Source organism: Streptosporangium saharense (genome assembly GCF_014203715.1).
GTDB classification, from domain to species: domain Bacteria; phylum Actinomycetota; class Actinomycetes; order Streptosporangiales; family Streptosporangiaceae; genus Streptosporangium; species Streptosporangium saharense.
This window is the reverse complement of sequence record NZ_JACHJP010000001.1, coordinates 860357-872536: the sequence shown is the minus strand read 5'-3', so window position 1 is coordinate 872536 and position 12180 is coordinate 860357. Positions and strand designations below refer to the sequence as shown.

14 protein-coding genes and 1 tRNA gene are annotated in these 12180 nt (G+C 67.4%); 5 read left to right on the top strand and 10 right to left on the bottom strand.

What is annotated here, in order from left to right; genetic code table 11:
- The first annotated feature begins 54 nt into the window (after nucleotides 1-54).
- Nucleotides 55-834 (top strand): hypothetical protein, encoded by a 780-nt coding sequence (locus tag FHS44_RS04280; RefSeq protein WP_184712535.1) that lies wholly within the window; start codon nucleotides 55-57, stop codon nucleotides 832-834.
- A 188-nt stretch (nucleotides 835-1022) separates the two neighbouring features.
- Here FHS44_RS04280 and FHS44_RS04275 read toward each other — a convergent pair whose 3' ends face one another.
- A complete protein-coding gene (locus FHS44_RS04275) occupies nucleotides 1023-1862 on the bottom strand; it encodes an aminoglycoside phosphotransferase family protein (RefSeq protein ID WP_184712534.1) in 840 nt (279 codons plus the stop codon).
- Nucleotides 1863-2209: 347 nt separating this feature from the next.
- Between FHS44_RS04275 and FHS44_RS04270 the strand changes: the two genes are divergently transcribed.
- The gene (locus FHS44_RS04270) at nucleotides 2210-2458 is read left to right on the top strand and encodes a hypothetical protein (RefSeq protein WP_184712533.1); all 249 of its coding nucleotides are present in this window, start codon (nucleotides 2210-2212) and stop codon (nucleotides 2456-2458) included.
- A 260-nt stretch (nucleotides 2459-2718) separates the two neighbouring features.
- Here FHS44_RS04270 and FHS44_RS04265 read toward each other — a convergent pair whose 3' ends face one another.
- Nucleotides 2719-3477, bottom strand: coding sequence for a hypothetical protein (locus FHS44_RS04265; protein WP_184712532.1), 759 nt, complete (start codon nucleotides 3475-3477; stop codon nucleotides 2719-2721).
- A 590-nt stretch (nucleotides 3478-4067) separates the two neighbouring features.
- Between FHS44_RS04265 and FHS44_RS04260 the strand changes: the two genes are divergently transcribed.
- On the top strand, nucleotides 4068-4406 hold the full coding sequence (locus FHS44_RS04260; protein ID WP_184712531.1) for a hypothetical protein: 339 nt from the start codon (nucleotides 4068-4070) through the stop codon (nucleotides 4404-4406).
- 509 nt (nucleotides 4407-4915) lie between these two features.
- Here FHS44_RS04260 and FHS44_RS04255 read toward each other — a convergent pair.
- The 4 genes from FHS44_RS04255 to FHS44_RS04240 all read right to left on the bottom strand — a co-directional run bounded on the left by FHS44_RS04255 (nucleotide 4916) and on the right by FHS44_RS04240 (nucleotide 7983).
- A tRNA-Thr gene (locus FHS44_RS04255) sits at nucleotides 4916-4988 on the bottom strand.
- Nucleotides 4989-5086: 98 nt separating this feature from the next.
- The gene (rlmB, locus tag FHS44_RS04250) at nucleotides 5087-6058 is read right to left on the bottom strand and encodes a 23S rRNA (guanosine(2251)-2'-O)-methyltransferase RlmB (RefSeq protein ID WP_184712530.1); all 972 of its coding nucleotides are present in this window, start codon (nucleotides 6056-6058) and stop codon (nucleotides 5087-5089) included.
- 23 nt (nucleotides 6059-6081) lie between these two features.
- Entirely contained in the window at nucleotides 6082-7479 is a 1398-nt protein-coding gene (cysS, locus tag FHS44_RS04245) for a cysteine--tRNA ligase (RefSeq protein ID WP_184712529.1), read from the bottom strand.
- A gap of 114 nt (nucleotides 7480-7593) precedes the next feature.
- Complete coding sequence (locus FHS44_RS04240; protein ID WP_184712528.1) at nucleotides 7594-7983, bottom strand: PPOX class F420-dependent oxidoreductase; 390 nt, start codon at nucleotides 7981-7983, stop codon at nucleotides 7594-7596.
- Between the two features lie 67 nt (nucleotides 7984-8050).
- Between FHS44_RS04240 and FHS44_RS04235 the strand changes: the two genes are divergently transcribed.
- On the top strand, nucleotides 8051-9229 hold the full coding sequence (locus FHS44_RS04235; protein WP_184712527.1) for a DUF2637 domain-containing protein: 1179 nt from the start codon (nucleotides 8051-8053) through the stop codon (nucleotides 9227-9229).
- 246 nt (nucleotides 9230-9475) lie between these two features.
- On the opposite strand, the gene FHS44_RS04230 is transcribed toward FHS44_RS04235, so the two are convergent.
- The 4 genes from FHS44_RS04230 to FHS44_RS04215 all read right to left on the bottom strand — a co-directional run bounded on the left by FHS44_RS04230 (nucleotide 9476) and on the right by FHS44_RS04215 (nucleotide 11247).
- Nucleotides 9476-9742, bottom strand: a complete 267-nt coding sequence (locus FHS44_RS04230) for a GlsB/YeaQ/YmgE family stress response membrane protein (protein WP_184712526.1) — start codon at nucleotides 9740-9742, stop codon at nucleotides 9476-9478.
- Nucleotides 9743-9835: 93 nt separating this feature from the next.
- Nucleotides 9836-10102, bottom strand: a complete 267-nt coding sequence (locus FHS44_RS04225; RefSeq protein ID WP_184712525.1) for a GlsB/YeaQ/YmgE family stress response membrane protein — start codon at nucleotides 10100-10102, stop codon at nucleotides 9836-9838.
- 165 nt (nucleotides 10103-10267) lie between these two features.
- A complete protein-coding gene (gene ispF / locus FHS44_RS04220) occupies nucleotides 10268-10747 on the bottom strand; it encodes a 2-C-methyl-D-erythritol 2,4-cyclodiphosphate synthase (RefSeq protein ID WP_184712524.1) in 480 nt (159 codons plus the stop codon).
- A gap of 17 nt (nucleotides 10748-10764) precedes the next feature.
- Nucleotides 10765-11247: a CarD family transcriptional regulator gene (locus tag FHS44_RS04215; RefSeq protein WP_012887713.1), complete on the bottom strand. Its 483-nt coding sequence runs from the start codon at nucleotides 11245-11247 to the stop codon at nucleotides 10765-10767.
- A 262-nt stretch (nucleotides 11248-11509) separates the two neighbouring features.
- Between FHS44_RS04215 and FHS44_RS04210 the strand changes: the two genes are divergently transcribed.
- A complete protein-coding gene (locus tag FHS44_RS04210) occupies nucleotides 11510-12136 on the top strand; it encodes a copper chaperone PCu(A)C domain-containing protein (RefSeq protein WP_184712523.1) in 627 nt (208 codons plus the stop codon).
- Nucleotides 12137-12180: the final 44 nt, after the last annotated feature.

Sequence of the window (12180 nt, the reverse complement as noted above, 5' to 3'; positions counted from 1 at the left end):
ATCCACACGTCCCGCCCAGGAGAATCTGCACGCGACGGTGCGAGCATGCCCGGTGTGCCTAAATACATGGCGATCGTCGTGTTGGCGCTGCTGGCGGCGGGTTGCAGTTCGGGAGCGAGGACCGCCCCCGAAATCGCCGGATATGTCGAGACGTATCTACAGGCGCACCCGGACGTCAAGCGGGTGGCGAAGAGTGGAATCCAGAGCGCCACCGTGGTCATCAGGGGACAGGACCAGGACGCCTTCGCCGATCTGGGCGGGGGCCTGCGCGGACGGCTCATCCAGACGGGCGGTGCCGCCTACATGCAGACACCGGGAGAGGAGGTGGCACCCGGCAAGACCTGGGACAGGATCACCGAAGAGCACGAGCCGTACAACCTGCTCGGTGTCACCATGGTGACAAGCCAGGCGATGACACTGGTGAACAGCCACCGGGTGCACGCGCTGCTGGCAGCGCGGGGACGAGCGAGCGGCCCGGCGCCCGATGGTGATCTCGACCGTTACACGGTCACCATCGACGTGCGGGCGGCACTCGACGAGGTGGATCTCGGCACGTTCCTCGACGCGTACGACCCGCTGCCGTTCACGCGGGACACCGGGGACGAGTACGCCCTGGTCCGGGCCGGTGACAAAGCGGCACAGGCACGGCTACGCGAGAAGTTGCTCAAGGAGTTCGGCCCACGGGCCACGTACGATCTCTGGCTCGACAACCAGGGGCGTCCGGTACGGCAACGCCTGACCGCGAAGGCCCCGGCGGAGGTCACCTTCTCCCACTGGGGAGGCACGACCGTGACCGCCCCTCCGGCCGACCAGGTCCGGGTACTAACAAGGTGATCCCACGCTGTGCGCCGCCACTTGCCGATCATCGCTGGACGAGTTGCCCGGCTCGGCGCGGGTCCGGGCCAAGCGTGATGTTCCCTCTCAGGTGGGCGTGTTGAAGCCTTGGGTGGGTGATGGACCTGCCCGTGCTCTGACCCCTGGCTTGAGTCCGTCCCCTTGGTCGGCCACCCGAGGAGAGGGCATCAGTCACGCCCCTCCAACCAGGCAACAACAGAACGGACGAAACCATCGACACGCGACACCGGTTCGCCGGTGAACACCGCGTGGAGGTGCTCGACCCCGACCACGTCGTTCCAGGCCCGGGCGCGTCGGTTGGTCTCCTCGTCGGTGGTACGGAGGACATCCCAGCCGTGCCAGGTCGCGACAAGTGCCGCGTCGATCGCCGGGTCGGACAGGATCGCCATGTCCCAGTCGAGGACGCCGATCAGCCTGCCCTCCTCGCCGAAGTGGACGTTGCCTCCACCAAGATCGCCGTGGACGAGCCTGGCCGGGACCTCCTCAAGCGCCAGCAGCGTGTCCAGCCGTCGCCGGACTCCGTCACGCCACTTCGTCGGCAGGCGCGGAACGATCTCGTCGTTCAGAATGTCGGCCCACCCCAGGCCATCGGCACACCGGCGCGGCCTGTGGAGAACGGCCTCAAGCTCCGGCGAGATCTCGACCTCACGCAGCGCCTCCAGAAGCAGGCCGAACGCCCCCGGGTCCCCGACGCCCTCCGGTAGCCCCTCCCCGCCGATCCACGAAATCGCGACGGCCGCGCGCTCCCCGAACGCGGCCACCTCGGTCAGCGGCTCCGGTACGGCGAAAGGCAGACCTACCGCCGCGACGCTCCGAAGAATCTCGACCCGGCGCGGCAGCTCGGCGGCGGCATCGGGGCGCCTGCTGATACGCACGGCGGCGACACCGGGGAACAGCACGACGTGGTGCATGTTCCCGTCCTCGGCGAGGCGTGCGGAGTCAGGTGGAGCGCCGGGGACAAGCGCTTCAGCGATCTCCAGAAGGTCGGCGGAAACCGGTCGGGGCATCCCACTATTCTGGCGAACCATCACACACGGCGGTCGCCCGAAACCACCGGCCACCAGAAGCTCCACCGCCCATCAGAACGACGTTGGTCATGGACCTCTCAGGAGTTCACGCCGTCAGGGTGGTGCCGAAAGAATCAGGAACCCCTTCAGGGCCGATGTCGCTCCTGCGTCGCGGGCCACACGCGATCACTTCACCGAGCCATGACCGACGCCGATTCGGGTCCGATCCAGCAGGCGGCAAAGCAGGACCATGCAGCCGAAATATGGAGAACCGAGAGCTCCCCGGTCCCAACGACCGGTGGTCATCTTGAGGTGTCCTCCTACCCAGCCGTGAGGAGCCACCCGCAGTGAAGATCCGCAGACTCCACACCGCCCTGCTAACGGCGGCACTGGGCACCACCGTCCTGGCCGCCCCCACCGCCGCCACTGCTCAGACCGGCTCACAGATAATGTGGGTGGGCCCCTTCAAGACTCTGAAAGAGTGCAACGAATACCGGGACTACACCCTCGCGCACCCGCCCTACCGCTTCGTCGACCCCTGCGAATACAACACCGACCTCCCGCGCTTCGGCTTCTACTTCCTCATGGGCTACTGAGTCGCAACAGCCCCAGGAAAAAGCAAAAAGAGCGTTTCTGCAGGTGGGTGGCCAGACAACCCCAGACGTCCAGGGGGTCCGGGCCTTGGAACATACCTCCTTGGGCCCTTCCGACGCCCATGCCGCCCGTCATCGGCCCGCCGTACGCCCAGTTCTGAGAGTGTCCGGGTCCGACGTCGGACCCGGGCATCCAAACCGGGACGTCGGCCACCTTGAACCACAACCCGACCAGACGACGTACGCTGGGACAAGCTCGACGCTTAGGGACGAGCTCGTACCTCAACTTCGGCCCGCTCTGCCAGCAGCGTGCAGATGTCCACAGCGGGGGCAGTACCAAACAGGTCGAACCCGGCTCGGTTGAGCTCTTCCTCCACGCTCTTGGCGATGTTGTAATCCCCCAGCCACTGCTCGCCCATCCGGATGCGAATCTCGTAAGCGTTGGTCAGCCAGACCTCGACGTCAGCGCTTCCCTCGTGCAGGTTCGCTTCCTTGTCGATAACAGTGTTCACACGGTCCACAAGCTGGATGGCGTTGAGGATTCCCTTTTGGTCGAGTCCCTGCTTGACCGTCGCGGCCAGCAGGCTGCGGGCAGGGCGCCCGTTCTCGCCACTCAGCCAGGCGATCAGCTCCGGGGCCGGAGACACGCCGGATTCTTTGGCGAGCAGGAGTTCTCCCCGGGCTACCCCGATCACTCGAAGGAGGCGGTCGGGGTCGAGCGAGCGGACACGGTAGTCCCGATACCGCTTGAGTGCTTTGGCTGGGGTGTGGCCGATCCAGCGCACCAGGAGTTCGGTGACGGGACGCACCTTCTCGGCCACGTCGCTCCATTCGGAGACGGGCAGCTCGATTGGCCCCCTGAACAATCCGATTGAGCTGGCCAACAGGTCCCGCACCTCGGCCGCCCGGGTGACTCCGGACATGGCGGCCTGCTGGTCGATCTCGGCCAGCAAGTCATCCGGGATCGTTGTGGTGATGGGGGTGCCGACCGACGGCCGGCCCCCCTTGTTGGAGTTAGACACGTTTCCCCCCGTGGCATAGGCTTTTCACTACGAAAACCATATTAGCAGATTTTCGATGCGAAAACCCGAGTCACCTGGAATATCGAACTCCTGGTGCAGTTGATGGCCCGAGTCACACATACGACTGCGTACGGGATGCGCGCGAGAAAGTTTTTGATCTTGCCGCCACGGGTGTCACGAGAGTGCCATACCGGGTGCCGCGATCCGTGAACCCGCCCTGGCCTGCATCTTTCTCCCCGAACCCCGCCGTGACACTCGCAGGAGCGCCACGCGATTACCAGGACGGCGGGAAGGATGGCCAGGCTCCGTTCCAGAACAGGTAGCGGCGCTGCTACCCGTACCTCTACCTGACCGGCCAGGGGGAACGGTCGAAGATAGAGGCGCCTTCGCGTAGCCCCTTCGGCGGCCCGTTTCGAGGAACCGGGACCCCAGAGACTGTCACTGCCACGTCTCATGATCTCCGGAAGGAGGGCTTTCGAGGTGCCGGGCGGGCTGAACTAACAATCCGGTCTCGATCGCGCGTACGCTCGAAAGCAGTGATCATCCCACTCCGGAGATGATCAATACCTAACGTAAGACGAGCAATACTCATGAATCTTCAGGACCTCCGCCGACAGACCGAAGCGGCTCTCATCGCGGCTGGTTTCGACGTCCGAGACGACGACACCGGTTTCCCGGTCGATACCTCCTCCCTGAACGGCGCCTGCCTTTTCATCCAGGACAACCATGTCCGGCTCTACCTAGTGGTTCCGACAGACCGCCAGGAGAAGGCGGCGGATATCGCGGCGGAAGCCCTAGCCGGTGCGGGACTGCGTGCTGTCCAGGTTGGCGCCGATCCGGCTAGCGCCGATGGCCGCACCTCCAATGTGCTACTAGCAGGAACCGGCGAACTAGCCGAGGGCCGCGATCCGGAGGATCTTTTCGCGTAACCGCATCGCCCCCGCCAGAAGCTCCACCTGCTCTTACTGCTGCTCCGGTCCGTTGAGAGTCTCGTCAACGGACCCGAGCAGCGAGCACATGAACATCACGGAGATGACGCAGTTCTCGGCGTTGCACTGCATCGCCGAGGGCCAATGAACGTGACGTGCCGACTGAACTCCGCGAGTGGCAGCACCTCAGAGCCCAAGACGTCAAGGAGTGTAGAAGCGCACGATGGGAGCTGTCGTGGCGGCCGACTTGAGCCTCTCCAAGGAAAGGTTGCTCCAGCCGATCGCGGCTTCTTCAACTGCCGTCCTGTACGTCCCCAGGTATCTGGTGATGACGGATTCCGTCACACACGTCGATCACGCCGGGAGTGGCCCGGGAGGCGGCCGAGGCGATTGCCACTCTGTTCTCCTGAAAGGTCGCTGTCCGGGAGTCGTCCGACTGCCGGTCGCCCCCGCGAGGAAGATCGGACCAACAAAAGTAAGAACCCCCAGGTGCCTGGGGGTTCTTCACGAGCCGACGAGGGGAATCGAACCCCTGACCTACAGTTTACAAGACTGTTGCTCTGCCGATTGAGCTACGTCGGCATGGTCAACTGATGAGTGTAGTCGGCCCGAACGGTGGACGTCACCGACGGAGCCGCCGAAACGCCGATTTCCGTACGGCCGCCCCGGCGGAGAGAAAGTCAGCGGCGGCGGTGGCGAGCCACCTCGTACAGCGCGATGCCCGCCGCTACACCCGCGTTGAGCGACTCGGCCGCGGCGTGCATGGGAATGCGTACCACCAGGTCACAAGACTCGGCGACCAGGCGCGACAGGCCCTTGCCCTCGGAGCCGACCACGATGACCAGTGGGCCGTCGAGAAGGTTGGCCTTCTCCAGGTCCACGCTGCCCTCACCGTCGAGGCCGACGACGAACAGGCCCGCCTCGCGGTACTCCCGCAGGGCAGAGGTCAGGTTGGAGGCACGGGCGACGGTCAGGGTGGCCAGCGTGCCCGCGGAGGTCTTCCAGGCCCCTCCGGTGACCCCGGCGGAACGGCGGGAGGGGACCAGCAGGCCGTGGGCGCCGAAGGCGGTCGCGGAACGGGCGATGGCGCCGAGGTTACGCGGGTCGGTGACGCTGTCGAGCGCGACGATCAACGGCACCTCTCCCGCCTCCTGGGCGATGCTCACGAGGTCGTCGGGGTGGGCGTACTCGTACGCCGGGATCTGCAGGGCGACGCCCTGGTGGATGCCGCCCTCGGTCAGCCGGTCCAGCTTCTCCCTGCCGACCTCAAGGAGCGCGATGCCCCGCTCGGCGGCCAGCCGTACGGCCTCCTTGACGCGGTCGTCGTTGTCGATGCGCAGCGCGACGTACATGGCGGCGGCGGGCACACCCGCACGCAGCGCCTCCAGGACGGGGTTGCGCCCGCCGATGTACTCGGGGGCGTCCTCGCTGCGCCTGGTGCGGGTCTGCGGACGCGCGGCGGAGGTCTTGCCGCCGGTGCGTTCCTCCCGCTCGACCCGTTCGGTCCTGGCCTTGTCCTTGTGCCAGTGCCGCAGGTGCGCCGGCGGGGTCGCGCCCCTGCCCTCAAGGCCACGGCGCTTGTTACCGCCCGTGCCCTTGGTCGGACTCTTCTTCTTCGCGGGTCGTCCGGACCCTCTACCGCCAGCAGCCATGGTGTCTAGGGTATGGCCTGCGTCTACCGGGAAAGTTCCCAGCGCGGTCCCTGGGCGGTGTCCTCGACGACGATGCCCGCCCGGGCGAGCTGGTCACGGATGCCGTCGGCCGCCGCGAAGTCCTTGCGAGCCCTGGCCGCCTGACGCTGTTCGAGGGCCACGCCGACCAGCGCGTCGACGGTCGCGCGCAGGCCGGAGTCGTCGCCGGAGGAGCGCCACTGCTCGGAGCGGGGGTCGAGACCGAGCACGTCGAGCATGTTCTGCGTCTCGGCCAGGAGCCTGGCCACCTGCTCCTTGTTGCCCTGGGCGAGGGCGACGTTGCCCTCCTTGACCACCTCGTGCACGACCGCGAGCGCCTGCGGGGTGCCCAGGTCGTCGTCGAGGGCGTCGACGAACGCCTGGGGCAGCGGCGCGTGGGCGTCCACGTCGTGGATCACCTCGGCGGCCCTGGTGACGAACCCCTCGATGCGCTGGTAGGCGGCGGCGGCCTCGGCCAGCGCCTCCTCGGAGTACTCGATCGCGGAACGGTAGTGCGGGGCCGCCAGGTAGTAGCGCAACTCGACCGGGCGGACCTTCTTGGTCACCTCGGGGATCAGCAGGGAGTTGCCGAGCGACTTGCTCATCTTCTCCGCGCCGATCTTGAGCATCCCGTTGTGCATCCAGTAGCGGGCGAAGCCGTCACCGGCCGCCTGCGACTGGGTCAGCTCGTTCTCGTGGTGCGGGAAGATCAGGTCGACGCCGCCGCCGTGGATGTCGAAGGTCGGGCCGAGATACTTGGTCGCCATGGCGGAGCACTCCAGGTGCCAGCCGGGACGGCCACGCCCCCAGGGGGTCGGCCAGGTCGGCTCGCCGGGCTTCTCGCCCTTCCACAGCGCGAAGTCACGCGGGTCGTGCTTGGCTGAGTCGGTGTCGGTGTCCCCGGCCGCCCTCATGTTCTCCAGGCGCTGGTTGGACAGCGAGCCGTACCGGTCTGCGTAGGAGACGACGTCGAAGTAGACGTCACCGCCCGCCGGGTAGGCGTGCCCGGCGGCGATGAGCCGTTCCATCAGCTCAATCATCTCGGGCACGTGGCCGGTGGCCCTGGGCTCGACGGTCGGCGGAAGGCAGCCGAGAATCTGGTAGGCCCAGGTGAAGGCGCGCTGGTTGCGCTCTGCGACGACGAACCACGGCACGCCCTCGGCCGCCGCGACCCTGATGATCTTGTCATCGATGTCGGTGACGTTGCGGCAGAACGTGACGTCGTAGCCGGACCGGATCATCCACCGGCGCAGCACGTCGAAGTTGACGCCGGAGCGGATGTGCCCGATATGCGGAGGAGCCTGCACGGTGGCACCACACAGGTAGATCGACGCCCGGCCGGACTCGACCGGAACGAACTCGCGGACCGTACGTGCGCTGGTGTCGTATAGGTGCAGGCTCACGGAGGCAAGGCTAACGCCTTACCTCACCTCACAAGCCGTGTTACGAGACGTTGGGACTGCCCGACGGCACTTTTTATACCAACGAGGGCGAATGGCGCCCCACGCATTCCCCGGTCAGCCGTGCAGATGCACCTTTTCTGGGATCACTCGGACGATCAACCGCTCGATGTCAGGACGAGACTCGGTCCAGGGCTTGCCGGTGTATTTGTGCGCCAACTCCTGGATGAGAGCGCCCGTCGGGTCCTCCGTCACCGTGACCTTGCCGCGCACCTCCGCGTAGCGGAAGGGGTTGGTGTGGTCGATCACCACGACGGCGGTCCTGGGGTCGCGGTCGAAGTTGCGGGCCTTGCGCCGTCCCCTGACCGTGGAGAACACCACGTCGTCACCGTCGGTCTTCACCCAGATCACGCTGGCCTGCGGGCTGCCGTCCGCGTTCAGACTCGTCACGGTGGCGTAGTTCGCCGCGTCGAAGAGCGCCCGCACGTCGTCGGATAGTTCGGACAACTTTCCTCCTTGTCGTGCTTCGATGTACAGATCATGCCAGGTGTCGATTCTGTAGGCTCGAAGCGCCATGGACGTGAAATCCCCCGCGGCGGCAGGCATCGCCTCCCGCCCGTCCTCGATCCCGCCCGCCCAGCAGAGCAGGACAGCCATCGTGCTGCGCCGTACCGGGATCGCCCTGGTCGGTGTAGGCGTGGCCGCGCTCGCCGCGGCGGCGTGTGTGCTCTCCTTCGAGGACCTGCGGGCCCTCGCGATCACGGGCGAGGCCCCCGTCGGCCTCGCCTACCTCTATCCCGCCGCCTTCGACGCGCTGCTGGCCGTCGCGCTGATCTCCGTGCTCCTGCTGCGGGGCGCGCGCTGGCCGATCCGGCTGCAGGCGGGCGTGGTCCTGACCCTGCTGCTCGCGGGCGCGGTCGCCGCCGAGACGGCCACCGCCGTCCGGGCCACCGTTGACGTACGGCGCGCGGCCGTGGTCGTGGCCGTCTTCCCCTGGGTGGCGTTACTGCTGGCCCTGTGGCTCTGGCTGCTGCTGATCAACCACGCGGCGGCCAGACGGGCGTCGGCTGACACCGCGGCGGCGGGCCGTACGGCCGACATCGTGCCCTTCCCCGAAGGGGACCTGCCGACCGCCGAGTATCCCGTCCCGCTCCCCCGACCGGCGCACCAGGAGTACTCGGGGCGGCACGAGGAGCCGGTGCACCACCAGCCCTCCGAGGTGGTGCTCGACCCGCAGGCCGCTCCCCCGCTCGAACCCGCGCCGCGCCACGCCCCGCCCGCCGCGCCCGTCACCGTTCCCGTCTCGGAACCGGTAGTCGGCCCGACCGCCGCTCCGGAGACGCCCGAGGTCACCGAGCTCCCCGCCCCCCGCGCGGAAGCGGAGCCTGAGCCTGAGCGCGAGCCTGACAGGCCGCTGCGCTGGGGTGATCTGGTACGGCCTCACCACGGCGACCTCCTCGTCCACCCGCCGCGCTCCGCCGTACAGGACGCCTCGGATGAGCCGGAGGAGCCGGAGGGGCGGGTCAGTGAGCGGGTCGAGACGTGGGAGGCCGAGCAGCGCTCCCCTGAGGAACCCGCCGAGAAGGCCGAGGAGAAAGACGCGGAGGAGGACCCGGGCGAGGACACCCAGCCGATGGCCGTGGCGACCGACGAGCCCGCGAAGAGATCCGGCGAGACGGACAAAGCTGACGACGCGGCGCCCTCGGGGCGGATGCGCAGCACCCCCGTCCCGCCGGAAAAAGGCGAGGAATAAGAGAATCGGGCCGGCTCCGGGGCCTTGGAAGGAGCCGGCCCGGTCTGGGGGCCGCGTTCACGCGGATCGGACAGGCCCGCAGGCTTCTCGCTCACCGATCTGTGGGCGACGCCCCGCCGCGGGGCGGTCAGTGCTTTCGGGGTACGGCGCGCCGGAGCCCGCCCGGCTCACCGCCGCCGGAACGGACCGGCGACGGGAGACGGACGGGCGTTCGGACGTCTTCCCAAGGTGCGGCGTCCTCTCGGGTCAGACCCTGGAACGCTGCATGCTCGCGACCAGGCCGACACCGACGGCGGCGAGGACGACCTGCATGACGAGTTCGATCCAGTCGATCCCGTTCGTGGTCGCGACGCCGAGGACCTGGGCGATGGCGGTACCGATCAGCGCGGCGACGATGCCGACCACAACGGTCAGGATCCACCCGATCGGCTGCCTACCGGGAAGCAGGAGACGACCCAGAGCGCCGATGACGGCACCGATGATGATGGCCCCGAGAATGGATGCGATGGTCATATCGTGAACCTCCCAGTGAGGTGACCTTCACGCTCACGGGAGGTTGGCTACCCCCTGGGTCACGGATATTCCTGGGAACGGCAAAGTTTCCGCTCAGTGCGTCTTTCTCGCACGCATCTGGACCACCAGCAGCACTCCGAGCACCGCGAGCGCGAGCTGGATGATGTGCTCCCACCAGTTGATACCCCTGGTGTGGGTGAGACCCAGCGCCGCCGCGATGGCGGTGCCGATGAGGGCCGCGACGATACCCACGATGAGCGTCAGACCTATCGACAGGTTCTGCCGCCCGGGAAGTATCAGACGGGCGAGGGCACCGATGATGGCACCGATGACGATCGCAGCGATAATCGAGCCAATCATGTCCGGCTCCCCCCGATGACGAGACATGGCTAATTAGGGGTTACCCAGGACATTCACCGGTCATTCCAGAAAAGGAGGTGGCCCGTACCGCGCCAGTAAACGGGCCACCTCGGAATGCGGCGGCGGGTCTTCGCGCCACCCGCCGGAACGCTGACGCGTTCTGTATCAGGAGACGCCTGACTGCGGAGAGTGGTTGACCACTATCGCGGTCGCGATGGCCGCGACGCCCTCACCGCGCCCCGTCAGCCCCAGACCGTCGGTGGTGGTCGCGCTGACGCTCACCGGTGCCCCCACGGCCGCGCTGAGCGCCTTCTCAGCCTCCGTACGGCGCGGCGCCATCTTGGGACGGTTCCCCACGACCTGGACGGCCACGTTGCCGATCTCGAAGCCCGCGGCACGCACCTGCCGTGCGGTCTCCTCAAGCAGGGCGACGCCGGAGGCACCGGCCCAGCGTGGGTCCGCGGTGCCGAAGAGGCCGCCGATGTCGCCGAGACCGGCCGCGGAGAGCAGCGCGTCACAGGCGGCGTGGGCGGCGGCGTCGCCGTCCGAATGCCCGGCCAGACCGGTTTCGCCCGGCCAGTGAAGTCCCGCGAGATGCAACTCGCGGTCGGATGCGAACGGGTGGACGTCGACCCCGACGCCCACCCGTGGAAATGATGTATTCAGGAGTTGAGAACCTCGTCGAGCAGGGCCTCGGCCTTGTCTTCGTTGGTCTTCTCGGCGAGCGCGAGCTCGCTTACCAAGATCTGCCTCGCCTTGGCGAGCATACGCTTCTCTCCTGCGGAGAGCCCGCGCTCCTTGTCACGCCGCCACAGGTCGCGAACGACCTCGGCCACCTTGTTGACGTCGCCAGACGCCAGCTTCTCGAGGTTGGCCTTGTAGCGGCGGGACCAGTTCGTGGGCTCTTCGGTGTGAGGCATGCGAAGCACGTCGAAGACGCGCTCAAGGCCCTCCTGGCCGACGACATCGCGAACACCGACGAGTTCGGCGTTGTCAGCCGGCACCTGGACGGTAAGGTCGCCCTTGTCGACCTTGAGAACCAGGTAGGTCCTTTCCTCACCTTTGATGGTTCGGGTCGTGATGGCCTCGATCCGAGCAGCCCCGTGGTGGGGGTAGACGACAGTGTCGCCGACCTGGAAAGTCATGTGACAAGTACCCCTTCCGCTGTACTCAAGAGTACCACGTATCCACAGCCTCCCGGAACAGTGAAATCACCATAACTGCAGGTCAAAGCCGCATATTAAGGCTTGACAAGTGTCCGACTCTGTGAATCAGGGGCCTGAAAGGCCCCCGCGACCTGCGGGCCACACCTCCCCGCGATGGGGCGGGTCGGCGGAAAACCCGGCGAAGCCCACGGATAGGGTTGGCTCTGCCCTGGCCCCGTTTGTGACAAGGAGTACCCGCACCGTGACCCGCAACAGCCGTCACTGGGCGATCGCCGCCGCCGCGTTCCTCGCAGCCGCCCCGGTCCTGACCGGCTGCGGCGCCGGGTTCGACGCGATCACCAACAAGCCGTACGCCCCGACCGAGGCCCTCCACGTCGAAGCCAAGGGCATCTCCGTCTCCCAGGCGTTCTTCCTGGGCCCGGACTCCGGCTCGAAGCTGGCCGAGGGCGGCGCGACGCCGCTCTACCTGTCGCTGGTGAACACCAACAAGGACGCCGACCAGCTCGTCGGTCTCGGCGTGGACCCCGCCCTCGGCACCGCCAAGGTCGTCTCCCCCGTGAACCTGCCGATCCAGCAGCGCGTCAACGTCGGTAAGCCGACGCCGACGATCATGATCGACGGCCTCAAGAAGGCGCTCAGCGGCGGCGAGAGCATCCCGGTGCAGCTCCAGTTCGCCAGGGCCGGAGTCATCTCGCTGACGGTCCCGGTCATCACCCGCAGCCGCGAGTTCGCCGACCTGCCCCAGGCCCCCGCCTCGACCGCCGGCCCCACCCCGAGCCCCTCGGCCACCACGACCGGCGCTGCCCCTGCGGACCCCACGGCCCCCGCTGAGCCGACCGCTCCGGCCACGGATGAACACGGTCATTAGCCCTGCTTGCTTTGCGGCGCCTTCGGCGCCGCAGGGCTTGGCTG

What these genes read in the sequence shown, in the direction of transcription:
- FHS44_RS04275 (WP_184712534.1), bottom strand. Translation starts at nt 1,862, where the DNA reads ATGCCCCGACCGGTTTCCGCCGACCTTCTGGAGATCGCTGAAGCGCTT.
- FHS44_RS04260 (WP_184712531.1), top strand. Translation starts at nt 4,068, where the DNA reads ATGAATCTTCAGGACCTCCGCCGACAGACCGAAGCGGCTCTCATCGCG.
- rlmB (WP_184712530.1), bottom strand. Translation starts at nt 6,058, where the DNA reads ATGGCTGCTGGCGGTAGAGGGTCCGGACGACCCGCGAAGAAGAAGAGT.
- FHS44_RS04235 (WP_184712527.1), top strand. Translation starts at nt 8,051, where the DNA reads ATGGACGTGAAATCCCCCGCGGCGGCAGGCATCGCCTCCCGCCCGTCC.
- FHS44_RS04230 (WP_184712526.1), bottom strand. Translation starts at nt 9,742, where the DNA reads ATGACCATCGCATCCATTCTCGGGGCCATCATCATCGGTGCCGTCATC.
- FHS44_RS04225 (WP_184712525.1), bottom strand. Translation starts at nt 10,102, where the DNA reads ATGATTGGCTCGATTATCGCTGCGATCGTCATCGGTGCCATCATCGGT.
- FHS44_RS04215 (WP_012887713.1), bottom strand. Translation starts at nt 11,247, where the DNA reads ATGACTTTCCAGGTCGGCGACACTGTCGTCTACCCCCACCACGGGGCT.